This window comes from Synechococcus sp. H55.2 (assembly GCF_047462495.1).
Taxonomy (GTDB): domain Bacteria; phylum Cyanobacteriota; class Cyanobacteriia; order Thermostichales; family Thermostichaceae; genus Thermostichus.
The window spans coordinates 1-7600 of the sequence record NZ_JANSJH010000013.1; the positions used below are offsets into that span (position 1 = coordinate 1).

At 63.4% G+C, this 7600-nt stretch carries 9 protein-coding genes; 3 read left to right on the forward strand and 6 right to left on the reverse strand.

Annotated features, from left to right (window positions below; genetic code table 11):
• The 5 genes from NW844_RS03070 to NW844_RS03090 form a co-directional block, all read right to left on the reverse strand.
• On the reverse strand, positions 1 to 926 hold a 926-nt coding region (locus NW844_RS03070), incomplete at its 3' end, for an S-layer homology domain-containing protein (protein WP_414333374.1).
• Positions 914 to 1228 (reverse strand): DUF3181 family protein, encoded by a 315-nt coding sequence (locus tag NW844_RS03075; RefSeq protein WP_414333375.1) that lies wholly within the window; start codon positions 1226 to 1228, stop codon positions 914 to 916. The genes NW844_RS03070 and NW844_RS03075, both read right to left, overlap by 13 nt.
• 51 nt (positions 1229 to 1279) lie before the next feature.
• Complete coding sequence (locus tag NW844_RS03080; RefSeq protein ID WP_414333377.1) at positions 1280 to 1873, reverse strand: hypothetical protein; 594 nt, start codon at positions 1871 to 1873, stop codon at positions 1280 to 1282.
• A gap of 35 nt (positions 1874 to 1908) precedes the next feature.
• Entirely contained in the window at positions 1909 to 2493 is a 585-nt protein-coding gene (locus NW844_RS03085; protein ID WP_414333378.1) for an anti-sigma factor family protein, read from the reverse strand.
• A 2-nt stretch (positions 2494 to 2495) separates the two neighbouring features.
• Positions 2496 to 3158, reverse strand: a complete 663-nt coding sequence (locus tag NW844_RS03090) for a sigma-70 family RNA polymerase sigma factor (protein ID WP_414333379.1) — start codon at positions 3156 to 3158, stop codon at positions 2496 to 2498.
• A 200-nt stretch (positions 3159 to 3358) separates the two neighbouring features.
• Here NW844_RS03090 and NW844_RS03095 point away from each other — a divergent pair, with 200 nt between their 5' ends.
• From NW844_RS03095 to NW844_RS03105, 3 genes are all read left to right on the forward strand, one after another.
• Positions 3359 to 4084 carry a Crp/Fnr family transcriptional regulator gene (locus NW844_RS03095; protein WP_414333380.1) on the forward strand — a complete coding sequence of 242 codons (726 nt, stop codon included), beginning with the start codon at positions 3359 to 3361 and terminating at the stop codon, positions 4082 to 4084.
• 31 nt (positions 4085 to 4115) lie between these two features.
• Positions 4116 to 4610 carry a DUF427 domain-containing protein gene (locus NW844_RS03100; RefSeq protein WP_414333382.1) on the forward strand — a complete coding sequence of 165 codons (495 nt, stop codon included), beginning with the start codon at positions 4116 to 4118 and terminating at the stop codon, positions 4608 to 4610.
• A gap of 99 nt (positions 4611 to 4709) precedes the next feature.
• Positions 4710 to 6704, forward strand: a complete 1995-nt coding sequence (locus NW844_RS03105) for an SH3 domain-containing protein (protein ID WP_414333384.1) — start codon at positions 4710 to 4712, stop codon at positions 6702 to 6704.
• Between the two features lie 42 nt (positions 6705 to 6746).
• Here NW844_RS03105 and NW844_RS03110 read toward each other — a convergent pair whose 3' ends face one another.
• Entirely contained in the window at positions 6747 to 7532 is a 786-nt protein-coding gene (locus tag NW844_RS03110; RefSeq protein WP_414333386.1) for a DUF429 domain-containing protein, read from the reverse strand.
• Positions 7533 to 7600: the final 68 nt, after the last annotated feature.

Consider the following 7600-nt stretch of genomic DNA (forward strand, 5'->3'; position numbering starts at 1 on the left):
GTCCGCTCTCCAAAGGCCGACAGGGCAATTGCCGCTTCCCCGCGGCTGACCGGCTCAAAGGGGTTAAAGGTGCGGATGGGGCCGAAGGTGCGCAACACGGTGGAAGCATTCTCCAGGCCGCGATCCGCCACCAGGGGGGCAACCGCCTCCTCAGGGATCTGCGCCGCATCGGTAAAGCCCCAACGCTCCTCCAGCTCTAATCGGGATCCCTTGATTTGGCCGGGAGGCAAATCCAGAGGTGCCTTCATGCGGATCAGCTCTGCCCGCGACAGCAGGCTGTTGGGGCGAAACTCGCGGTTGGTATCGCCGCTAACGATGCCGGCAGCTCCCAGGGCCTGGATGTAGCGAAAGTTGGGATCCTCCTCCGGCACATCCAAAAAGAGGGGGCGCTCGCTGGCGGATCCCAAACGGATTTGGCGGCTGGGCTGGTCGGCGTGAATGGCGTTGTTGGCCAGCACCAACCAGCGGGCAAATTCGCCGCGACGAACGCTGCGCTGCGGCTGAAACTCACTGCCAACAACATCGGCAAAGACCCCCAGCCGATCCAAATCAGAGACAGCACGGGCCACCAGGGATCCGGGCTCCAGATCCGCAAAGCGGCTGCTGACCTGGCTGGGCGGAGGCGTGAAGGAAGCAGGGGGAGTCGCAGGAGCAGAGGGGACAGAGGTAGAGGAGGAGCGGGATCCCGGCAGAGGCGTGGGCGTCTCCGGTTGGTCTCCAGAGGGGAAGGTAGGCAGGCTCACCGGTCGCACCGCTCGTTGCAGCCGTTCTCCCCACTCGGTTCCCTGACAGGCCGACAACAGCCCCAGCAGCAGGACAAAACCAGCGGCCCTGAGCCAGGTGCCGGCTGGAGGCGGCGATCGCCTAGACTGCTTGAACCGATTGAGCTGATGCTGCAATGCTTTCTCCCCCTCTACTGAGCCCATTTGCGGCTGAACTCCTCCAGCACATCCAGTAAGTTCAGCAGGCTTTGCATGGGCAGCAGATCCGCCAGGGGCAGCTCTTTGCGCCCGCCCCCCACTTTCACCGGGATCCCTTGCAGGATCTCTGTAACGGCATTCTCATCCACCTTGCCTGCCATCACCTGGGGGGCCAGTTGTTCTGCCAAGAGGGTGTGCAGGTGGGCATCCCGCAGGTAGAGGTGCCACCGGGCCACATCGATGTAAACTTCCTCGCCAATGGCAGCGGCCAATTGCTCGATCTCTGGGTTGCTGGGCACTTGGGCCATTGCTCAGCTCCATCAGTGGTTGCCCTCTGCCGATCATAACCTGCTCCCACCTCAGGGAGAGCTGGCGGCAGAGCGGCCCGGTAGAGGCAGGGCAAAGTTCTCCTGCAACTGCCGCAGCAGCAACAGGTGCTCCAGCGCCAGGCGATCCCGTTCTGTGCGCAACTGGCTCAGTTGGGACTGAATTTGACGGATATCGGCCTCGTCAGAGTCCCAGTCTTGCAACAGGCGGTAGAGGCGCTCTTGTTGGTTGGCAATCTGCCGGTTCAGGCGGGCCAGGCGGCGGTTGAACTCCCTATCCATTGCTTCTGCCAGCTCGGGATCCGGCAGCAGGGCCAGGTGATCCCAATGGATGCCCAAGTCGGCCAAGGTTGGTGAGGGTGGATCCAACTCCTTAAGGAGGGGGAAATCGGGAAAAGGCGATAGCTCTATCCCGGGAGAGGTCGGTTGGTTTTGGGCGGGGGTGGGAGTGAGACGGGATCCCGGTGAGGGCAGGTTGGTGGGCTCCAGGGCATTGGGATAGGGACGTGAGTCCTGCGGCGCTGCAAAATGGCTGCCACTGGGGTCAGCCTGGGCCGGCAGGGATCCCAGACTGCATAGCCAAAGGCAAACCGCCAGACCGCAAGCTCTGCGAACGGCTTTTTCCACCCTCTACTCCTCAGTCTTTCTCAAGCCTGCTCAGGTCATTCCCGGCCCGTCTCGGCTCCGATCGCGCTGACAGGACGGAGTCCACGGTTGGGCGTTGTCTCAAACAAAATCGAGTAGGCATCTTGCTTTTGCCCCAGCTCGAACAGGTAGTGCTGGGCAACGCGAGCAGAGGCAGGCACGATGGCCACCCGCACCGGCGGATTTTCTAGCGATACCAAGGGCTGAGGATGCGACCAACGCCATCCCGCCCAGCCGGCTCCCGCCAAGGCCACCACAGCGGCTGCCACCCGTCCCCAAGGGGTGCCCCTGCGCCACCGCCAGCCCAGATCGAGCGCCGGCCTTTGGTCCAGCTCCTCGAACACGTGGCTGATCAGCAGCTCTGTCTGGATGGGATCCAAAGTTGGGGCCTTGAGATTGGCCAAACCGGCCTGCAAGGCTGCCAGTTGGCTGTACAGTTGCCGCGCTTGGGGATCGCTGGCCAGCCAGTCTTCCACCTGCCGCGCTTCTTGAGAGGACAACTCCCCATCCAGGTAGGCGCTCAACTGTTCAAAGCGCTCCTCCACCAGCGGCATCTCCTGCTGGGAATCCCTGGGATCGGGGTTGCGGTTGCCGCGAACCATGGTCATTCACCGTTGAGGTAGGGTTTTAGGGTGGATTGTAAGCGGGCGCGGGCGCGGGCAATGCGAGACTTAACGGTGCCCAAAGACACGCCTGTGATCTCGGCAATTTCCTCGTAGGCCATCCCCTGAATTTCCCGCAGCAGGATTGTCTGGCGAAAAACCTGAGGCAGGTCGCGGACGGCCTGGTGCAACTGCTCGTAAAACTCGCAGGTGGTGAGGTGCTCATGGGGGCTGGGGCTCTCGCTGGGCAGCTCCCATTCCATCTCACTGTCTCGCATTGCAATCGGCGCATCCAAAGAAAGAGGCTGCTGCTGCCGCTTGCGCCTGCGCAGCTCGTCATAGAACAGGTTGGTGGCAATCCGCCCCAACCAACTGCGAAATTTCGCCGGCTCCTGCAGCCGCTTTAGGTGGCGGTAGGCCCGGATCCAGACTTCCTGGGCCAGGTCGTGCCGGTCGGGCCAGTCCGGGGCGAGGTGGTAGAGCACCTTGTCCACATGGGCCTGGTGACGACGCATCAGCTCAGCAAAGGCCTCGCGGTGGGGCTGGGATCCCTGCTGACAGAGCAGCACCAGATCCCCATCAGCGAGCTTTTCGGGCCGCGCAGGCACGTTCTTCACCGAGACCGACCAGCGCTGGCCAGTGATGTCGCTGAGGGCAGCATCCATAGGCATCCATAGGTTATTGAACGACGGAGGGATCCCCTCCCAAGCAGAACCTCTGTTTCCTGACGCAACGGGGGAAGTTAGGTTCCCTCTCCCGATCTTGGCTCAAGGGGGCAGGGCGGTGCGAGAACCCTTTGCAGGATAGCCCTTGAGCCGGCGGCTGGGCTACAGTGGGCTTGCGGTACGGTCAACCTCCCTCCGGCATGACTCCTGATGTCTCTGCTGCCCTCCTCTCCGAGCTCAAGGTGGTGCCGACGCTGGCCCAACTCTCGGCAGCGTCCTTGCAATGGCTGGGATCCCAGGTGAAGCTGCGGGATATTGCGGCAGGACAAGCGCTCTTGATGCAGGATGCCTGGGGCAGTGTGGTTTATCTGATCCTCTCTGGCTGGGCCAAAGTGCGGCGGCCTGTGCGGATCGGCACAACAGAAGGGATACAAAGCAGCGCCCAAACCCTAGCTTTGCTCGGGCCGGGCGCTTGGGTGGGGGAAATGGCGGTACTGGACGAGGCCCCCCGCTCGCGGGATGTGCTGGCCCTGACCCCGGTGCGGGCTGTCGGGATCCCGGCGGCCACCTTCAAGGCGCTGATGCTGCAGGAGCCGCACCTGTGTTACCAGCTAGCCCGCAGCCTCTCCCGCCGCCTACGCCTGGCCAATTTGCAGGCCGATCTGGATCGACAAAGCCCCCCGCTGCGGGTGGTACATGCGCTGGTGCAACTGGCAGAGGCCTTTGGCGAGAAGACCGCCCAGGGAATGCGCATTGTTTACCCTCCCCTCCAGGATTTGGCCGATATCAGCCAGGTCAGCCGAGAGGCAGCGGCGGCGGTGCTGGGCCGTCTGCAGCAGCAGGGGGTGATTCAGGTGTTGCCGGAGCAACAGTCTCTGCTGCTGGTGCAGTACGCCAAACTGGTAGAGGCCAGCCGTCTGCTTTAGGTGCTGTCAGATCCTGCTTTGGAGACTGCCCATGCGCCCCCAGCCCATCCCGCCCCGGCCCGGACAAGAATCCGTCTGGGACTACCCGCGCCCGCCCCGCTTGGAGCCCACCGCTGAGCGGGTGGAAGTTCTCTTCAACGGCGAGCTCATCGCCCACAGCTGCCGCTGCTACCGTATCCTGGAAACCAGCCACCCGCCCACCTACTACATTCCCCCCAGCGACGTGCGGCTGGAGTATCTCCGCCCCAGCGCCCGCACCTCCTTCTGCGAGTTCAAAGGAACTGCCCGCTACTGGACGATCCAGGTCGGCTCCCAAGTGGCCGTGGATGCCGCCTGGAGCTATTCGGATCCCAGCCCAGAGTTTTGGCCCATCCGCGACTACCTTGCTTTTTATGCGGGCCGCGTGCAGGAGTGCCGGGTGGATGGAGAGCGAGTTCGGCCCCAGCCGGGAGATTTCTACGGCGGCTGGATTACCTCCAAGGTCGTAGGCCCCTTCAAGGGGGAGCCGGGGAGCTGGGACTGGTAGGTTCTAAGCAAGAGGGGATCCCTTTTGCTGAGGAAAAGACTACAGTTAAGTCGAGGCGGGTTCAGGGATCCGACGCGATTAGGAGAGCCGACAACAGCCATGACGGTGCGAGTGCCCCTCGACTACTACCGAGTTTTGATGCTGTCGCCACGGGCGGACGAGCATCAGATCGAGCAGGCCTACCGGGAGCGGCTCGATCCCAAACCGGGCGAGCGCTCTTGGCTGCTGGGGTTTTCGCCGCAGGCCGTGGCAGCTCGCGCTCAGCTTATCCAAGAGGCAGCCTCGGTGTTGCTTAACCCAGAGGCGCGACGAAACTACGACGAACACCTCATGCCGGCGGATCCCACCCTGACGGTGGAAGAGACCCTCTTGCCAGGCGTGCTGTGTTTGTATTGCGAAGCCGGAGACTACCAAGCGGCTTTGGATTTGGCTCAACAGATGTTGGAGCAGGGCCACCCTGCCCGTTCTGATGCCATTTTGGCGCGGGCCATCGCCCGTTTGGAGCTGGGCCGGGAAGCCTGGCAGCAGGGATCCTACGAAGAGGCGGCGCGTTCTTTGCAGGCGGGCCTGGCCGAGCTGGAGGAGTACCAGGCCTTTCCGCAGATGCAAGCAGAGTTCCGCCTTGATCTGGGCAAGCTGCGCCCTTACCGCATTTTGCAACTCCTCAGCCACGAGGCCAATGTTTTCTCCCGAACTGGCCAAGAGGCTGCCGATGCGAACGGGGAGCGACAGCAGGGACTGGCTCTCCTCAAAGCCATGCTGGACGAACGGGGCGGCATCGAGGGGATGGGTCAAGATGGCTCTGGCCTCAGCACCGAGGATTTCCTGCGCTTCATCCAGCGGGTACGTCGCCACCTCACCCTCAAAGAACAGCAGGAGTTGTTTGAGCGGGAGGCTGAGCGTCCCTCGATGGTGGCCGCCTACTTGGCCGTGCAGGTATTGCTGGCAGCAGGGTATCTGGAAAATCGTCCGGCCCTGGTGCGGCGTGCCCGCGGTTACCTGGTTCGCTTGGCGCAACGACAGGATGTGCATCTGGAGCAGGCCATCTGCAGTCTCTTGCTGGGACAAACCGAAGAGGCGCTCGAACATCTGCGCTCCACCCAAGAAGCAGAGGCCTTGCAGTTTATCGAAGAACACTCCGCCGGCTCCCCCGACCATCTGCCGGGTCTGTGCCGCTTCACAGAAAGGTGGTTTCAAGAGGAGGTGTTCCCAGAGTTTCGTGGCCTGGAAACTGCCCAAGCGACTTTGCAAGCCTACTTCGACAACCCCCAAGTCCAAGCCTACCTGGACGAGATGCCCAGCCGCGAAGACCCGCCGGCAGGGATGCTATCTCCGCGAGCCCCCTATCCCCCCCCTCATTTGCCGGCTATGGTGGGTGGCCCGCGACTGCTTGAGCAGACTCAAGAATGGCCTCGCCCACCCTCCCCCTTGCAAGGGGGAGGAACCATGCCCGAACCCCCGCGCCTCTCGGATTTGCCCTCTTACCGGGGCACCCCTAGGCCGGGTGTCTCTGCCCTTGCGGATCCCGCCAGCGGGACGGAGTCCTTTGAGGGGCTCCCTGCTCAGAACCCAGGTTTGCAGGATGGGGAACGTTACCGCCGCAGCCGCCTGGGATCCCGCCGTGGCCGGAGCGAGCGCCCTGCCCTTCCCGCCGGCATTCGTTTGGCCGGGGTGGTTGGTGTCGGCATCCTCTCCCTGCTGATCATCTGGCAAATGCTGCGGGGCCTGTTCACGCCACCGCCGGCGCCACCGCTGGAGCAGCCCCAGGTGCAAGTTGAGCAGCCGCCGGTTGCCCTCAGCCGTCCTGATCAGGCAGAGCCCACTCCTGAACCTGAGCCCACCGGCCCTCTGGCCGAGTGGCAAGGAGTCCAACAGGTGCGGGTGATCTCCAACGATGGCATCAACATCCGCCAGCAGCCCAGCCTGAGGGGAGCCATTGTCGGGACAGCCCCCCGCCAAGCTCTGCTGCGGGTGGTAGAAGTGCAAGCCGGCGAAGGACAGGTGCCCGTCTGGTTGCGCGTCGAGCGAGATGGGGCTCCGGGGGGATGGGTCGCTGCCCAATCCGGCTCAACCCGTTTGGTGGAACGGCCCTGAGCTGTCGGCTTTTGCTCTCTTGTTCAGGGGTTCGGTGGCCTATCAGCCCTTTGAGATGGGCAGGGGCGTGAAGATGTGTCCTTCTTGCAGGCTGCCGAAGCTGTGGCAGCGCTCGGATCCCCAGCGAAAGCCGTAGAGGGCGATGTAGGCGCACATCAGGGCATCGATTTGGTCTTCGTAGTTTTTGAGTTGGCGGCCCCTAAGGGATCCCACCTCCACCTGGAGCAGGGTTTCGTGGCCGCGCAGGGCAGGGTCGGCGTTGGTCAGGGAGCGCAGGTGCTGCCGGTAAAGTTGCCAAGCTTGTTCCCGTTCCGGCCAACTGCGTCGAGGGCGGGCCTTGTATTTCAGGGTGCGGCGGAGGCCGAAGAGGCTCACCATGGCGCTGTGGGGGAAGACTTCGGTGATCTGGCGGGCCAAGGATCCCCGCTCGATGCTGGCCTGCTCCCGAAAGCCATGGCGGGAGAGGGCTTGCACCAGGGCTTCCCCTCGCACTTGGCCGTTTTTTTCTAAGAGCCGGCGGTTGGCGGGGTGGGCGCCGGCGGCGTAGGCGCGAAACAGCTGGTTCAGCTCGGCTTCGGCCCGCCGCTGGCCGCTGAGGTTGGGGACGCGCAAGGGGGCGTCCACCGCCACCAGGCAGGGATCCCCTCCGGCTTGGGCTTGGATGTAGTCCACAATTTCCGGGTCGGTTTGCAGGATGCGACTGTCCAGCAGGCGGCCCGTCAGGTTCTGGACTTTGGCATCCCCCATTTCGACCTGCAACGTCGCCACCCCAGAGGGGTTGCGGTTTGACCAGGCCAGGTCTAGGCCAATACAGATTAACCGAGCCATACCGCTTTCCCCTTTTCCACACGCTCGATCGAGGATTCCCTCACCCCCAGCCCCTCTCCCTCAGGGAG

What these genes read in the sequence shown, in the direction of transcription:
- NW844_RS03095 (WP_414333380.1), top strand. Translation starts at nt 3,359, where the DNA reads ATGACTCCTGATGTCTCTGCTGCCCTCCTCTCCGAGCTCAAGGTGGTG.
- NW844_RS03085 (WP_414333378.1), bottom strand. Translation starts at nt 2,493, where the DNA reads ATGGTTCGCGGCAACCGCAACCCCGATCCCAGGGATTCCCAGCAGGAG.
- NW844_RS03075 (WP_414333375.1), bottom strand. Translation starts at nt 1,228, where the DNA reads ATGGCCCAAGTGCCCAGCAACCCAGAGATCGAGCAATTGGCCGCTGCC.
- NW844_RS03090 (WP_414333379.1), bottom strand. Translation starts at nt 3,158, where the DNA reads ATGGATGCTGCCCTCAGCGACATCACTGGCCAGCGCTGGTCGGTCTCG.
- NW844_RS03100 (WP_414333382.1), top strand. Translation starts at nt 4,116, where the DNA reads ATGCGCCCCCAGCCCATCCCGCCCCGGCCCGGACAAGAATCCGTCTGG.
- NW844_RS03105 (WP_414333384.1), top strand. Translation starts at nt 4,710, where the DNA reads ATGACGGTGCGAGTGCCCCTCGACTACTACCGAGTTTTGATGCTGTCG.
- NW844_RS03110 (WP_414333386.1), bottom strand. Translation starts at nt 7,532, where the DNA reads ATGGCTCGGTTAATCTGTATTGGCCTAGACCTGGCCTGGTCAAACCGC.